The sequence below is a fragment of the Nocardia sp. CWNU-33 genome, from assembly GCF_046764895.1.
Classification (GTDB): Bacteria; Actinomycetota; Actinomycetes; order Mycobacteriales; family Mycobacteriaceae; genus Nocardia.
Window position 1 is genome coordinate 212,051 of record NZ_JBKOQN010000001.1, and the last position, 16,228, is coordinate 228,278.

4 protein-coding genes (1 of these 4 only partly in view) are annotated in these 16,228 nt (G+C 68.4%); all 4 read right to left on the bottom strand.

Annotation, left to right across the window (positions count from 1 at the left end; all coding sequences use genetic code 11):
• Tightly spaced (at most 41 nt apart), the 4 genes in view from ACLMAL_RS00570 to ACLMAL_RS00585 form a layout consistent with a single transcriptional unit that may run on beyond the window.
• Positions 1 to 13,402 carry the 5' portion of a sigma-70 family RNA polymerase sigma factor gene (locus ACLMAL_RS00570; protein ID WP_411997295.1) on the bottom strand. The gene continues 91,505 nt to the left of window position 1, outside the view, so the window shows 13,402 of its 104,907 coding nt (coding positions 1-13,402); it begins with the start codon at positions 13,400 to 13,402; its stop codon lies off the left edge, out of view.
• 9 nt (positions 13,403 to 13,411) lie between these two features.
• On the bottom strand, positions 13,412 to 13,888 hold the full coding sequence (locus ACLMAL_RS00575) for a YbaB/EbfC family nucleoid-associated protein (RefSeq protein WP_411997296.1): 477 nt from the start codon (positions 13,886 to 13,888) through the stop codon (positions 13,412 to 13,414).
• A complete protein-coding gene (locus ACLMAL_RS00580; protein WP_411997297.1) occupies positions 13,885 to 14,226 on the bottom strand; it encodes a hypothetical protein in 342 nt (113 codons plus the stop codon). Before ACLMAL_RS00580 ends, ACLMAL_RS00575 begins: the two co-directional genes overlap by 4 nt.
• Positions 14,227 to 14,267: 41 nt before the next feature.
• Entirely contained in the window at positions 14,268 to 15,794 is a 1,527-nt protein-coding gene (locus tag ACLMAL_RS00585; protein ID WP_411997298.1) for a hypothetical protein, read from the bottom strand.
• Positions 15,795 to 16,228: the final 434 nt, after the last annotated feature.

Sequence of the window (16,228 nt, forward strand, 5' to 3'; positions counted from 1 at the left end):
CGTCGGTCACCACGGAAATCCGGATCGGTCCCTCGGAGGTATGGACAACCGCCGAGGCCATCCAGTCCTCGTTGCGTGTCCTACCCTCGTGCGCACCCAGGTCGCTGACCCCGACGATCGAACCTAGGTCGACCTCGAAATGATCGACCGCAGCGGTGCCGGAATCCACTGAACCATGCTGTGTAGGAACATCATCCAGCGAGAACCCGTCCGCCCACCGGCCGCCCATGGCCGCGAGCGGGCGCAGTACGGGATCGGCAGCCAGCGCCCGCATGGCCGCGCGCGCCTGCCTTCCGGCCTTGACGAGACGCTCCCATTCGGGATCCATCTTGAACGCCACGAACGGTCCGTTCGGGTCGGCAGGCCGCTCGGCCTGCCGCGCGTCACTGGCCTCCGCGATCTGCTGGACAGCACCGAATGCGGCGTTCCACTCCTGCACCACGGCGCCATACCGCACCAGCGCTTGGCGCTGTTGCGGCGAAAGCGGCCGGCGCTGCGGCGCACTCAGCAGGTCGGCAAACGCACCGACATGCTGCTCCCACTGCCTGAAGCGGTGAACGGTCGCAATGAACGGCGATTTGACAGCCGCCTCCGCCGGGCCCGGGACAGGGCTGTCCGCAGGATGTCCGTTCGCTGTGTCCAGCCTGCGCGCCCGCCGCACCTTCGTGGCCGCCTCGGCCATGTCGCGCCGTGCCTGCTGGTAGTCGAGCAGGGTCCGCAATCCCTGCTGCAACTGCTGTTGCCCGACGGGCGGCGGATCTCCGGGTTCGTTCGGCGTGCACAGCAACGCGACGCCGGTGATGTTGTCCTCTTGACCGTTGTCGAGTTCCAGGTCGACCAGCGCCTCCAGCGCGGCGGTCAGGTCGCCGTTGTGCGCGGCGAAGGCCCGGGCGAATGACGGCGCCTGGCGGTTCTTGCCGCCGATCCCGTCGGTATGGACGAACAAGACGTGGTTTTCGGCGACTTCGCCGTCGGTGAGATATCGGGCGTGAAGCTGCGCGCCTCGCACCGGTGGGCCACCGATCGCACCGTAGCCCTGCGCGTTCCGCATGCCGAAGCCGAGCACGTTCATCAATGCGCCACTACTCTTGGGCGCCTCGCCGACCACCTGCGAAACCTCGTCGACCAGCTGCGCCGCCGGCGTATCGGAGCCTGCCGCGGTGGCCGCGTCGACCGCGTCGAAGAGCATTTCCATGCCGACAGCCGAATGGTCGAAGGTCACCGTCCGCGATTTACTCGGGTCGGCCGGATCGAGCACGTCGACTCGGCTGTCACCGACCCAACCCGCCGTGTACTTGCCCGGTTTCCCGTCTCGCCCCGAGTCGAGCAGCACCACCACGATGGTGGCCTGCGGCGGCCGCGTAATGCTTTTCTCGTCGGCGTTCGCTTCGATATCCGCGATGGCCTTGTCGCGGATATCGGCGTACTCGTCGTCGATCAACCGCATGACCTCGGCCTGTGCGGCATCGATGGCATCGGCGACCATCCGCCGGCGCTGCTCATCGGTGATCGGGGTGCCGGCGTCGTGCGCGTCCAATGCGGCGCGCAAGCTCGCGCGGGCCGCCGCGACCGCCGTGGACGAGGCGCGGTGGCCATCCGCCGACACCGACACCCCGTCGGAGACGATCGCGAACCGGATCGGCCTGCCGTCGACGACGATTACGTCGGCCGCCATCGCGTCCTGATTGCCGGTATAGCTCGGGCCCCGATCACTCACTCCGACAACGGATCCCAGGTCCACGGTGTTGCGTGCGAGTTGTGCCCAGGTCGCCTGCAACGGGTCGATCGCGGCGCTCACCCGGCGGATGAGTGCGCGTCCTTCGGCCGGGTCGACCTGGTTCAGCACCGCGTCGCGCACGGCCTCCACCACGGTGGACCATTCGGGCAGCGCGGCGGCGTAGCGCCCGGCCGCGGCGAGCCACTCCGGTGCGTGCTGTTTGCGCTCCCCCACCTCGGCGCGGAGCGCTTTCACCTGGGCGGCCATGCCATCCAGCTCGTGGTAGTGGTTCGTGTGCGCAGCCAACTCGCGCCATCCGGGCGGCGAGCTCTGCGACGGGTTGGACGACGGACCGTCCACCGGGCTTTCCGGCCGGCCGGTCGACAAGCCGGCAAGGCGGTTGAGTTCGGTGACGAACGACGCCGACGAACGCAGCTTGGTACGGGAGGTGTAATCCTCCCGCACCGCGTCCATCGCGTCTGCCGCGGTTTCCATCCTGCGAAGCGCGTCGTTCCGGCGCGCTTCCAAGTCGGCCAGCACCTCCTGCAACAGGGCCTGCGTGTGCTCCGGTGTAGGTGGAGGATCGGCAGACGGGACACGCGGAACACCAAGGCGGGCAGCCGCTCCGAAGTCGGCGGCACCTGGTAGCGCACCGATATTCGCGACCGGGAACTCCGCACCCGCGGTCCCCCGAGTCCGACCGTCTTCATCGAGCGCGAAGGCCGGTGACCCGTCGGCATTGATGACGATGCCGTGCAACCTGACCACACCGGGCAGACCCTGCCGCCACGACTCGAAATCGACCGCGGGCCCATCCCCATCGCGGACCATGATCCGACCGTTTTCCCGGTAGATCTCCACCGCGTGCGCACCGACCACACCGCGTTGCTGGAAGCCGTCGAACGCCACCGCCGCGATCATCACCCCGCCCTCGGGCACCGCGGCGGCCATCGCGTCGAAGTCCGCGAACCCGTTCGGATTCCAGTCCGCACCCACCAACTGTGCACCGAAAGCACCACTCAACCCGTGCTCCGGCACCCCGAACAGTTCCACCATCGCCAAGCGATTGCGCAGCTCAGCGATCACCGCGGGGTCAGCGTCAGGATTGTGCTCCAGTGCGGCCAACACTCGCGCCAACCCGGATCGGGCCGCTTCCGGGAAACAGTTGTTGGCAACACCTTCCAGCCGATGTGACGGCTCCCAGCGCGCCACAGCCGGGTCCAGCGCGTCGATCTCGACACGGTCGCGATGCGCCGCCAACACCTCGTCGTCCCACGCGTGCAACACCAGGTCCGGATCTGCCTGCGGCATTCCGTCGAAACGCTGGTTCGCCGAAGTGGTGTCGTCGTGCCCGACCAACACCACGTCCGGGGTCGAAAGACCGTTATCGGCACGGTCTTTCAACATTGCGGCGACATCGTCCGCCAGGGTGGGACCATCGCCTGCCATCGCGCGGTCGCTCGGCCCGACCCATACCACCGCGGCGGTCGGCCGCCCGGCCGCCGCGACCCCGTCGATCGCGGCCGCCGTGGCCCGCATCATGGTCGATACCGGATCCTGGCTGTTGCGGTCCACGGCGTGGTAGCGGACTTCTTCCGCGGCGTCCAGATCACCGATCACCATCATCGATCCGGTCTGGCCGATCATATTCACCGCAGGATGCCCCGGCACCTGTGCCGCCCACCGCTCGGCCGCAGCCACCAGATCCACCTGGAAGTTCACCACCGCCAACTGGCTCGGGTCGGCATCGCTCTGCTGCCGCAGTCTTTCTCGACGACGGTGCAATGCCAGCCGCATCGCCTCGTCACGGACCTCATGCGGGATGCCTTCGATGCGAGCGACCAGTTCGGGCTGTGCCTGGATAATGGCCCGGCGCGTGTCGAGGTCGGTCATGTCCCACGTGAACCGGACTTCAGCGTGCGAATTCGCGAACATCTGGATGACCCGCAACCGTCGCGCCGCCCGCGTGCGCTGCTCATCGGTGACCCCGAGGTCCGGAGCCAGCGTCGGTCGCGGCCGCGCGTCCAGGGTGTCCACGCCGTCGCCATGCGCTCGGATGCGCTGCTCCAAAGCCAGCACCCGACCGTCTGCCCGGTGGAAGCGTTGCGTGGTGTGGATCAGCCAGTCGATCCTGCGCGCGAGCGCCTGACTCTCGGACAGATCGGTCGCGAGCTGCCGCAACGCGTCCTCGTCGTCGGACACCGCGGTCATCAACTGCCGCAGCACGTCCTGGTCACTCGAGGCCTCGGCCACCAGTTGACGCAACGCGTCGAGCGCGCTGCGGTGATCTTCGCCCATCAAGTCCTCGACGGTGACCGGCAACGAGCCGATCAAGCCGCGCACGGCATCTCGCGCGTTCGCCCGCTCGGCGACCAGCATCCGGTATCCCCGCCGCAGCCCAGGCGGGATCTCCAGGCTCCCGTCACCCGAGCGGGTGTCGTCGAGTTGCCGCACGGTCCGACGGACTTCGTTCCACGCCTCGGTGTAGCGGCGCACCTCCTGTGACACGTCCGGGTTGCTCAGGATCGGGTCGCCGTCGAGGACCGGGGCAGGCAACGCCAGCAGCGGCCACAGCTGCGGGTAACGATGCTCGGTCAATGCCTCGGCGACGCCGGACAGCGCCGCCTCCCGCAGCTCTCGCAGCGAAACCGACCAATTCGACAGCGCGGTAAGGTAATCCGCGTCGTCACTGGTCCACAGCAACAGCGGCCGGTCACCGACCGCGGCCAGCCACCGCCTGAACTCACGCAGCTGTTCATCGAGCGCGTGGAAATGACGCGCCGTGATCTCCAACCGGAGTTCCGCTTCCTCGGAAACACCCGCCGCGACCCGGTGCATCGTCTCGGCGACCAACCGATCCGGATCCATCAGGTCTTCGGGCCTGGCTCCCGCCTCCGCGGCCAGTCGCCAGAAATCGGCGCGAGCCCGCGCGTATTCGTCGGCCAAGACCCGGTAGTGCCGCCGGAACCCGACCCGAATCCCAGAGGGCGGCGGCGGCAGCAGCCGCGGCGTCGACTCGGCCGAGGCACCCGACACCAGCGCCAAGCTGATGTGGTCGGCCCCACCGCCCAGCAAGGCCCGGTTCAGCAACCGGGTGCCCATGTCCCGCAGGTCGGTGTTGCGGCCCTCGTCCAGGACGATGTCCATCTCGTCCGGATCCGGGTTGCTGACCCACAGCCCGTCGGTGCAGAGCAACACCACGTCGGTCTCCGACAACTCACCGGAGCTGGTGTACTCCGGGGTCAGCGCATCATCCGGTGCCGGTGGACCGCCGTCCCTTCCGAGTGCATGCAGGATGTTGCTGGTCTCGGAGTCTCGCAGCATCGCACGCAGGGACGGCCGCTCCTCCGGCGGCAGATCCGCATTGAACGCCTGCAGATACGTCAACATCGTATGGGCCTTGGACACCACCTCGGACTCACCATCGGCCCGCAGCACCTGGATCCGGGTGTCACCGACCCAGCCCGCCGCGTACTGCCCGGGCCGTCCGTCGCGTCCCGGCTTGACCAGCACCGCCGCGATCGTGGTCTTCGGCGCGCGCGGGTCGTCGGCGTACTCGTCGGCGGTCAGCTTCAGCACCGCTGCCTGCGCGGCAGCGATCGCCTCCCGCATCGCCCGATCCGCTTCCTCGGCGGTGAAAATCCCCTGCTGCTGCGACGCGAAAGCAGCCAGATGGGCGCGGGCGGCGCGCGCAGCGACCCGGGCGGCGCGATGAGCGTCGGTGGTCGATCCCACCCCGTCGCACACCACCGAAATCCGGATCGGCCCGTCCGGGGTGTGCACCACCTCCGCTTCCACCCAGTCCTGGTTGTGCGGCTTGCCCGCGTTCGCACCCTGGTCGCTGACCCCGAAGACCGAATCCAGGTCGAAGTCGAAATGGACGATGGGAGCGTCTGCTTCGTCGGCGACCGTGCCGTCGTCGGTCACGGTCAAGTCGACCGGACCCCACCCGCCATCCCACTCGGCGACCTGGCGCAGCGTGGCATCGCCTGCCAGCCGCTGCGCGGCGGTGTGCACCTGTTGGGTGGCCTCCTCGTAGCGCCGCGTCGTCGCCTCGTCCACCTCGGCGTCCGGGTCCGCGGCCCGGTGCGCGGCGTCCGCATCCCGCCACTGCGCCACCGCGGCACCGTAGTCCAGCAACCGCTGCCGCTGCCGCGCCGAAAGCCTATCCGGCAGCTCCACACCCAGCAGATCGATGAACGCGTCGACCCGCCGTTGCGCATCCCGCAGGCGGTTGACCGCCGCCAGGGTCGCCGCCTGCTCCCGCCGCTCCTGCGGACCTGGTCCGTCGTCTTCGGGGCGCTGCGCCACCCCGTCCTCGTAGTCGGCCTCGTCCAGCTCACGCGCCGCACGCAACGCGCCCGCGGCGTCCGTCATGGCCTGGCGCGCAGCGTGATAGGTGACCAGGTCATCCAGCCCGGCCCGCAGCTGCGACACGTCCAGGTGCTCCGGCAGCCGCAACGCCGCAAGCAACTGCCCATGGCTGCCGCGCGTACCCCGCACCGGCTGATCGCCGACGGCCGCATAGGATTCGGCGGCCCGGGCGGCGGCGCGAGCGGCGGCGGCGCGAGCGATGGCGGCGGCGCGAGCGGCGCGAGCGGTGAACTCCGCCGCCAAGCTCTTCACCATCTCGATATGGCCCTGCAACATCGCGATTCGCTCGCGGCCCTCAACCAGATGCGCCGCCGGGTTCTCCGGGGAATCCCGCTCCTGCTCCGCGGCCAGCTCACCCCACGCCCATTCCAACCACACCGCATACGCGTCCGCGCGAACATCGTCGGCAAGCCCCGCCGTCAGCAGCACGACGGACGGAATCAACGCCACACACGCCGCCTGCGCGGCGGCATCCAACCGCGGCATCAATTGGACGAGCCGCTGCCCCCCGGCGCGCACGTCCGTCATCAGTTCCTCGAGCTGCTCCCCCTCGAGCGCCAACGCCGCGGCCAGAATCCGCCGATGTTCGGCAACTCCGGGGTGCTCGGCGTTGCCGTCGATATTCTCGGCGTCGGTCTCGGGTTCCAGCGCGACATCCCGGTACCACGCCCGACCGTAGAGGTCGACTGCGACCTGCTTGGCTTCTACCCGGTAGCGGGCCTTCATCCACGGCTGCAGCTGGTGTTGCACCATCAGATCCGGACGGTCTCCGGCCAGCAGCACCACCTTGTCTTCGAGGAGCAGCTGCACGCCGTCGCCGAGCGACATCGCTGGCCCGTCGGTGAGCGTGCCGAGTAATTCCGCCGAGACAGCCTGCGTCATCCGGTGCAGCAGCTCCCCTGCCTGCCGCTCGGACGCCGGGACGCCCGCCACCTCCCGGCTGAACTCCGTCAAATCCGCTGCGAACGCAGTGGATTGGAGCTCCGCCGCCAAGACCTCGCCGGAGGGCACTCGTCCCTGGTTGGTCGCCTCCGCGCGGGAGAACCCGCATCGGAGCACGACCTGGGTTATCGCGGCCCGCAGACCGGCGAGGCCCTCGCCGAGCGGGCCCGGGACGGCCAAATCTCCCTGGAGTTCGCCGAGGAACCCCTCGATCTGGGGGCGCAACCAGGCTTCGTACGCCGCCGCAAGCTGCTGCGCGTCCATCCCGGTCGGATCCAAGCCTGCCCGCCTGACGCGGTTATGGAGGGCCCACAGCTCGAGCTCGCGCCGCCGCAGCACGGACTGCAGCATCTGCGCGTCCTTCTGCACCATCCGTTGCATCCGCGGCGAATTGAGCGCGGTCGCGGGCTGTTGCGTCGCGGTCCAGCCGTCCGACAGGTCGGCGAACCGGGGTTCGGGCTTTGCCGCGGAAGTCGCCGGGGCCCCAGCGTCCGGCCGGCTGTCGGAACTCCCGTCGGCCGCGTTCTTGTCATCGGAATCGGGCTCGACCACCGGCGCGGCACCCGCGACGACCGGCGACGCAGCACCCGCCACAACCGGCGCAGCACCCGGCTCAACCGACGCGGCACCCGCCACAACCGGCGCGGCACCCGCCACAACCGGCGACGCAGCACCCGCTACAGCCGGCGCAGCACCCGCCACAACCGGCGCGGCACCCGCCACAACCGGCGACGCAGCACCCGGCTCAACCGACGCGGCACCCGCCACAACCGGCGACGCAGCACCCGCTACAGCCGGCGCAGCACCCGCCACAACCGGCGCGCCACCCGCCACAACCGGCGCAGCACCCGGCTCAACCGACGCAGCACCGGCCGACGTACCAGCGTCGGCCGCAGACTCGTCCGGAGACGGCTGCGTGACGGACGTGGCGCCGGGCTGGGCCTGAGGCTGCGTCCCGTTGGGCGCGGCCTGTCCGACCGAAGCCCCCTTGGTCCCGTCCTCGCCCGAAGGCTGTGTGGCGGAACCATTCTCCGGCCGGACGGGAGCCTGCGCCGGAGCAGACTGCTGATCGGCAGCTCCGCCCACGGCGCGCAGGCCCTCGATAAATTTGTCGAGCCCATCCACAGAGGCAGAGCCGCCCGGGGCGAGCACGGTTGTGTTCCCGGCGGCCGCGCCGAGCATCTGTTTGCGGGCCTCGGCATAGCGCTGTATATCCGGGATATTCGTCTGGACCTGTTGTTCGAGAGCGGCCCTCTCGAGCGGGTCTTCGGTGGTTCTCCAGCGCTCGACGACGACGGCCATCGGGTGGTCGGCGGGAAGGTTGTTGAAGAGATCGGAGGTACGCAGCGAGTGGAAGCTGGCGCTACCGGGTTGGCCGCTGCGGGCGGCACGGTACATCGCCTGGATGTCGATGGCGGCGATCTCCGAGTGCTCGGTGACGATCACGTGCATGCCACCCCGCATCAGGGCGGTGGCGGTGGGCGCGATATCGACACCACGCGCGCCCTGCATGTTGATGATGAGAATCTTGCCCTCGGCGCCCGCCTCGGCGTAGATCCTCTCCAGCTCCCCCTCAGAGGACCCCGGACGCTGCTTCTCCCAAGCATAAATCTGTTCCGCGTTGACCTGCACATACTCGAGCTGCGCACGACCGACCATGCGCGCCAGTTGTCTGACGAGATTGTTGTCGTGGGCCAGGACCGCGATCGGTTGCCCGCCCTTGTTCACGGCCTGGATTTCGGAGGTGATCGCGGCCAGTCGCTGCGGCTCGGTGTCGGAGAACGTCGTACGCGCCTGGCCGTTGATGTCCTTGATGACCAGCTTGGTTGGGGTGAAACGGTCGATGATGGTGGTCTCGCCCATGCCGAGTTTTTGCAGCGGTTCGGCGACGAGGTGGGCGGTGCCGGACGCACCGGTGACCAGGTCGTAATTCTCTGGCGTGAATGTCTCCGCGAAGCTCAGGCTGATCGAATGGTCCGAGTCGTTGCGGATCTCCAGACGGTGTCGCGCTTCCACCGCCTGCGCGAGACCGTTGTTCCACCGGCTCTCGTTGGTGACCCCCTTATCCATCATCAACCGGTGGGCGACCTGATCGAGGATTATGATGTCGCCCTTACGCGTCACCCGGTTGCCGTTTTCGTCCAGCGTGACCCGGTCCGCGCCGACAATGTAGTGCTTACCCCGCACCATCTCCCAGCGGGCGGCGGCGGCGTTGTTCAGCCGGTGAAGCTCCTCGGCGGTCATCTCCCGCCCGAGCGCCTCCTCGATCTTCGCCCGACCCGCCTCGGTCAACCGCGCCGGACCGTTCCTCTGAAAACGCGTACGGCCGAAATCCTCATGGGTCAATAGCCCCTTGAGGGGGTGCGCCCTCCTACCGAAAACATTGTTGAGGAAGTCCTCTGCGGCTCTAACCTCCGCTTGGACGCGCGGCGGGGCCATCTCACGAACGCCGTCGGAAATAATGTAGTTCGTGTCGGCATAGTGGGCTGCCTCGTCGATCTCGTCGATCACGGTGTGGCGGCCCGGCACCGGATGGCCACGCAGCCTGCTCACAATGACATCGCCGACAGAGCCAATGTAGATGGTCGGCTCGCCTGGAACCGGCTCCGGCATCACCTGATCCGGATTGATGCGAATCACCTTGTGCCCGTGCGGGCCGTAGGCCTCCACCAACTCCTGGAACTCGCGGGCGACGAGGTTGTCCCTGGTGAGGTACTGTACCGAGCCCTTCTCTGCGGCGAGCCTGGCCACAAAAGCGTGGTACATCATCGACTTGCCCTCGCCCGCGTCCTGGTTGACCGGGCCATGGGGCATCGCCTCCCCCGCCGCGAACTGCGTCCAGCGCAACGACTTCCCGTCCGGGAGCTTCCCCGATGCGGTGAACCGGCGCAGAATCTCCGCCGCCGCCACCCGCGACTCGATCGCGGTGCCATGCCGCAACATGTGGGTCAACACCTCGTGGGACGCGTTCTTGATGCCGAACACGTCCGGCGCGCGCTCCTTCAACAGCGCTTCGAAGTGCCTCACCAGCGCGCGGCCGGTGGCCTCGGCTGCGGTCTTGCGGTCGCCCGAGGCCGCCCGCGCCTCCTTCGCCAACTCGGCCGCGACGAGCTCCGATGCGATCACGCGCTCCCTCGCGACAGCCCGCAGGAACTCCGGCCGGGCCGCCTCGATTTCCCGCACCAACGCCGCGCGCTCGTTCGCGACCTCCCGCGCCAGCGCATCCTGAACCTGTGCGATCTCCTCCCGCGCCTGCTCCCGCGTCACCCCGAGATCTGCCCCCCGCGCCTGCTCCCACAACCGCACCAAGCGCTCCCGCGCCGCCGCCCGCAACTCCGCGACCCGCCGCCGCGACTCGGCCCGCAACTCCTCCGTTCGCTGCCGCGACTCGGCCGACAATCCCTCCGTCTGCCGCCGCGACTCCAACGCCGCCACCCGTTCGCGCTTGATCGCCTCGATCGCGGCTACCCGTTCGGCCGCGATCGTCTTCGCCGTCTCGGCGCGGTTGGCCGCGATGTCCGCGGCCAGCCTCTCGCGTTCCGCGGCGATCTCGACCTCCGCCTTCGCGCGTACGTCCGCGACCTCCGATCGCAGCTCCGCACGCAGCTGCTCGACCTTCGCCGCGGTCTCCCGCGCAGTCGCCCTTGCCTCCGCCGTGGCTTCCCGAACCACCGTCCGAGCCTCGTGTATGGCCACCGGATCCGACGCCCGATGCGCGTCACGAAGCCGCTGCACGGCTACCTCGAGCCGCCTATCCGCGGCGGCTGCCCTCGCGCGTTCCAGCGCAATATCGTGCTGCGCAGCGTTATTGAGGCCACGCACATGCTCGCGCACTGCGGCCCGGGCCTCCGCGATCCGATCCCGCGTTTGGTCCCGCCGCTGCTGCTGCCACTGCTCCGAGGTGCTGCGCAGTTCGGCGACCCGCTCACCGACCCGCGCATGCAACTGGTCCCGATATTCGGTCTCTATCTCGATGCGCGGCTGCCTGGCCGCGTGATACGCCTCGACGTTGAGTGCATGGAAGTCGTTGACCTCGACCCCGATCCGCACTCCACCCTTCGCATCGACGTGGACGACGAGATCGACCTTGACGTAGTGGTCCATCAGGTCCTCGGTGCCAACCTTGATTCGCCCCTGCGCGTCCACCACGTCCGGCTTGACACCGAACGAGGCGGACACCTCCTCGATAGCCCGTGTCTCCGCCGTCTGTTGCCGGAGATCCGACTCGACCACCACGGCCTGGTGGCGCTCGAATTCGGCGACCATCCCATCCAGCATCTTGCGCGCTTGGTCCGCCTGCGCCTCGGTCCCGACGCGGTCCAACCGAGCGCGCTCCGCCGCCACCCACTCCTGGAACCGCTCCGCCGCCGGACGCTCGGGCGCGCCCGTCGGCTCGGGCGCCAGCACGTCCATCCGCGCACGCAGGGCGGCCTCGGACTGCATACGCTCGGTAAGGGAGTGCGCAAACGCGCGTAGCCGGCGCCGCAGTCCCCCAGAAGGCGTGTGCTCGCCCGGGCTGGAATCCGAATGTGACTGTGGTGCATCGGCTTCCGCCTTCACACCCGCCTCCGGCGCGGCGGCAGTTCCGTCCTGCACACCCGTCTCCGGCGCAGCAGTCTCCCGCTCTGCCTCAGTCTTCGGGGTACCGGCCTCCGGCTTCACGCCCGTCTCCGGCGCGGCAGTCGTTCCCCGCCCTGCCTCAGTCTTCGGGGCGCCGGCCTCCGGCTTCACGCCCGTCTCCGGCGCGGCAGCTGTTCCCCGCTCTGCGACCTTGGGAGCGGCTTCCGCCTTCGCCCCGGCATCCAAGCTGCCGGTTCCCCGCTCCGACGCGGCGGCTCCCGCCCTCGGCCCGGCACCAGCATCGTTGCTCGCGCCGCGACCGGTGGCGTGGTTCGGGCCCGCACCGTTGCTCGCGCCCCGACCGGTGGCCTGGTCCGGGCCCGCACCGTTGCTCGCGCCCCGACCGGCGGCCTGGTCCGGACCGGCCGCTGTGCCCGCCCTTGCGGTCGGCCGCGCAGCCGTCGCGGCATCGGTGGCCGGTGCACTGCGTGTCGCCTCGGCCCCGGTGCCCGTGGCGTGCGGAGTCGACGGCGCTGCCGCGGGTTCGGTCGCCGGCATAGTCGTGCCGAGGAAGTTGGTAGCGCCCCGGGGCTCCGCAGTTGCGCCTGTCGATACCGTTGCGGCCCCGGACTCCGCGCCGACGACACCACTACCGGGGGACTGCACCGAGTGGGTGTATGCCTGGTATTGCAAGGTTTTCATCGTCGCCAGATCGTTGCGCGCGATCGCGACATCGAGCTTCTCGGTGAAGTTGTGGGTCGGCAAGCCATCGGAAACGGCGAGGTCGGCGCGGATCTGCCTGCTGAGCTGGGCCAGTTCCGTTTTTCCTGCCATGTCCAGCGGGACCGCGCCGACGCTGGCGTGCCGACTGGCGGCCAAACCGCCTCGGGCACCGCTGGTCGCACCCAAAGCGCCCATGTAGCCGAGCGACACCATATCCCACTGGCCGTGAATGGCCCCGATAGCCGCCGCGGTCGTGATGCCCGACATCAACCCGGTCACCATAGGCGCCATACGCCCCAGACCGAGTCGGGTGGCCGCAGGGCCGAAGACCCCGCCCGCCGTGTGCCCCGCCACGCCGCCGACACCCCAGGCCAACGCCGCATCACCGATCTTGCCCAGGTCGAGGTCCTGGCCGGAGGCCAGTTGTGCCCCGGCGGTGACCCCCGCGCCGACGCCCGCCAGCTTCACCCCAGAGCCGATCCCGGTGAACGCGAGGTCCACTATTTTTTCGAGACCCTGCAGACCCATCCGGCTGAGCCCACGCAGCAGCAGCTGTTTGCCCACCATCCGCGCAGCAGCCGCCCCGATCCGCTCCATCATATTTCTGCGGGCGACCGCGAAGGTGTACCGCCCGATCGCGACGATCAACGCCTCCTGCGCCGCCACAAAACCCGACGCCATTCCGCCAGACGCCAGCAGTTCGACCGCGAGCATCTCGAATTCCATCGCCCCCCACGCGGCGAAGATGCTTTCGGTAATGCGGTCGCCGACGATGCTTGCGTTGCTCTTGGAGGTGAACTCGGGCACCGCCTCCATCGCAGCGATGAGATGGTCGATCGAAAACTTGCCGTCCGTCAGCTGTTTCAGCGAGTCGGCGGCTTTTTGGCCACCGTGCCCCTCATACCACCGCTCCGTCTGCGTGGTAACCCGCTTGAACTCAGGGAGAAGTTCGGTCAGGGCAGCAGCGCCCTTTGCATATTGGTCGCCGAGTTCGGTGACACCGTCGAGATCCCATGTCCACGGATCCTTGCTCGGCGCGACACCGCCGAAAATATCTATGAATAGCCTTAGGCCATCCGGAATCACAGCTGACCCTTACCAGCCAGGTTCGGTGACTCCCGGTCCGGCGCGGCGGGTGCCGTTGCGCTCGGCGTCAGGCTCCTCTCGCTCGGCCGAACCCAGTGGCGCGGTCGACGCCTCGGTTTGGGTGGGGATGCTCAGTTCGTCCGGAATACCGGGCAGCAACTCGGAGAGTTTCGGCATTCCCGCGTGGCGTTCCCGCATCGGCGCGACCAATTCGTCGGCTTTGCGTTTGATCTCGGCGGATGCCTGCTGCGCGGCCGTGGTCACGGCCTTGGCGATCTCCGCCGGGGACAGTTCGTCGATGTCGTCGGCTATCCGCGTCTCGATGACGACGCCGTCCGCATTCACCACGATGGTTACCCGCTTGTTCGCGGCCGTTCCGACCGCGGTGAGTTGGGCGCGCTGTTGAAACGCATCCCGAAGCGACACCATATTCGCCTCAACGGCCTTCAACATATCCGCCAATAGTTCTTCATCAGCGGTGCTCACGCCTTATATCCCCTAATGACCTTGTTGAACTCTTCTTTGTTCTTTGCTTCCATCTTGTCGAGCAGTTCTGCACCCTCGTCGAAAGCGGCGGCGAAATCGCCTTCCAAGACCTTCACGTAGGCCTCGCCGACACTGTGAATGGACTCGCTCTGCGAGTCGTAATCCTTGCGGAAATGCTCGCCCGGCTCATGGGTCCCACAGACGGGCCGCGCCATGAGCGGCTTTGTTTCCGCCTTCAAGTTATCCATCACCGTGCGGATCTTGCCCGCGAGTTCCGTCAAATCGCCCGACAGTTCTCGCATCTTGGCGGATTCGACCTGCAACTTGTCCTCAGCCATGCCGTCCTCTATTCACTCAGCCCTGTCAGCCAACCCCTGCTTCAGGCCGACGCTCCCTGACGCTCCTGGAAGCGCTGCTCGAAACCCTTCACGAACGTGGTCGGGGCGACCGACGAGGACGAGTGCTCCAGCACACCGTCGTCCGCGATGTAGAAGATGGCGCGACCGATCGCGATCTCTCCACGCGGCACCGGGACGTACACCATCCAGCCACAGCTGAAACGGTCGGCGGCCAGTTGGTCCAACGGGTACCCGGAGGTGTCCAGACCACGCCCCTCGATGTAGGCGCGCACCCGGAAGATGGCCTCTTCCTCGGGCATCTGCTGCGGCAGCGACGCGACCACACCGGCCAATGTCAGCTGGTACATCGCACCGTCGATATCGAACCGGTCGTCGGGGAACAGGTTCTCCACGGTCTCCCTGGTGACCACTCCGACCTCGGCAGCCGACACCAGGGCCGCTGCGGCGGAACGCTGTTCGGCGCTCGGTGGCTGCGCGGCCAGTCCCGCGACGATGCCGACCACGGTGTTCGCGGTCCACACTCCGGGCACAGCGGTGGCGCACTCCTCCGCAGCCGGGGACTCACCCCGGTACCAGCGGCCACCCTCCCACCAGTAGACGAACGACATCAGTCCGGTGGCCGCACGCGGGTTCAGCACCGGGTTGGCTACCCATTCCGGCGCACCCGCGTAGAACTTCGGCATCGCGGCATCGTCGTTGTAGGTGGCGTCCAAATTCGGAGACTCCCACACCCCACCGGACAGCACCGCCTTGCCGTTCGGCAACGAGTACAGCGTGGAACCACCGCGCCGCGAGCTCTCGAACCAGCCCATCGACGGCAATACCCGCGGACCCCAGTCGGATCCGGCGGCTACGAATGCCGCGGCGACACACGCCCACCGCGCCCACATCTCAGGGAAGTCCGGGAACTCGTTCTCCGCCAACACCGGCCACACCTTGGCGGCTTTGTCCGCCCGCGCGGCGATTGCGGCGTCCTGCGGCGTCCGCGTCTGGCGGTTGCCGTGACCGATGTACGCCGCCAACCACACCGGCAGCGTTTCGCGCGGGTACTCCTCCAAGTCGGTGCGATAGGCCTCCGGCTCGAACAGCTGCCCCTCCGGGAACGGCTCGTCACCGAAGTCGTAGTCGACCTCGAACTCCCCCTCGGAACTCAACCGCACCAGCAGCCGCCACCACGGTTCGCCGTCCAGCTCAGCGACCAGCGCCCGGTGCTCGCGCGCCTGCTCCAGCACCGGCGCCGACGGCTCGGACCGCATCGCACGCGAGCCATCGGTGTAGACGACCTCGGCAACCCCGGTCGTCGTGGTCAGCACGAACACCGCGTCGAGCTGCTGCCACCCGGAGGGACCGGCTTCACTCAGCGCGTCGGCAATCTGCCGCGCCAGCACCTGGTCTCGGCTGTCGGCGGCGGTCTCCTCGCCCGGCTCGGCAATGCCGTCGGGGTCGGCGGTACCGTCCGGGCCGTCCGAAGGCAGGCTGAAGCCGACATCCGGCGCCTTGTTCTCTTCGTTGGCGTCGCCCGGGTTCCCGTTGTTCTGGTCGCTCACAGTCCGCTTCCGCCGATCGTCGTGGTGCTTTCTCAGACATAGTTGCACAGATTCTCGCGCGCACTCTCCCAACGGCGGGAAGCCTGACAGCAAACAACTGGAGCAGCGGATGCGGAACACACAGGTGCAGCGGGTTTCCCACGGCGTCGGCCACCATCGACGACCAGGTCGGCGCTCAGCAACCGATCCGATCACCGACTCCGAGTCCCTGCTGTCGGCGAGCCGGTGGCAGCGGCGTAGGTGCCGCGTATCGCACACACTCGACCCCCGATGCTCCTGATCCGGCGCTGCGCCGTGGCCTTGCTCTTCGCCTCCCCTGCGCGACCCACTCGACGATCTTGTCCGCGTTGCCATCCGGCCACGCCGTCGCGGCAACTACCTCAGTGCCGGAACCAACATTTCCCCGTGCCTCCACGTCAGGCGCACATTTATGG

Coding starts and splice junctions, on each gene's coding strand:
- ACLMAL_RS00580 (WP_411997297.1), bottom strand. CDS start 14,226: ATGGCTGAGGACAAGTTGCAGGTCGAATCCGCCAAGATGCGAGAACTG.